Consider the following 401-nt stretch of genomic DNA (forward strand, 5'->3'; position numbering starts at 1 on the left):
CCTAAATTACACATCTTTTTAACCTCCTTCTCTATTTCTTCAAATCCATATTCTTTCATAACTTCTTTCTTTATCAAAAGATCGTATGTATTATTTAAAAATATGACTAATGGTGTCTTGATCCAATCACTATCTTCATACTTATCTTTGATATCATGATCTTTATTTAAGTATATCATAATCTGTTCGCTTTTATCATAACTTTCTAACCTTTCAATAGTACTTCCACTGATATTTTCTAATTTAGAGTTTATGCGATTGACATGTCCATCTCGCTTTTTAGCAGCTTGTGGAAGTATCCACATGACATAGGCCTTTTTCATTCCATCATAGTTTCTATAATCATATTCCTTTCCATTTTGACTGGTAATCATTCTTGAAAGATAATCATTTCCTCTTGT

The 401-nt window shown here is 29.7% G+C and carries 1 protein-coding gene; it reads right to left on the reverse strand.

The window, feature by feature from the left end; genetic code table 11:
• Nucleotides 1-401: hypothetical protein (locus LJD34_RS16230; protein ID WP_227360390.1), on the reverse strand; the 401-nt coding region annotated here is incomplete at both ends.

The organism is Faecalibacillus sp. MSK20_93 (assembly GCF_020589945.1).
Classification (GTDB): domain Bacteria; phylum Bacillota_I; class Bacilli_A; order Erysipelotrichales; family Coprobacillaceae; genus Faecalibacillus; species Faecalibacillus intestinalis.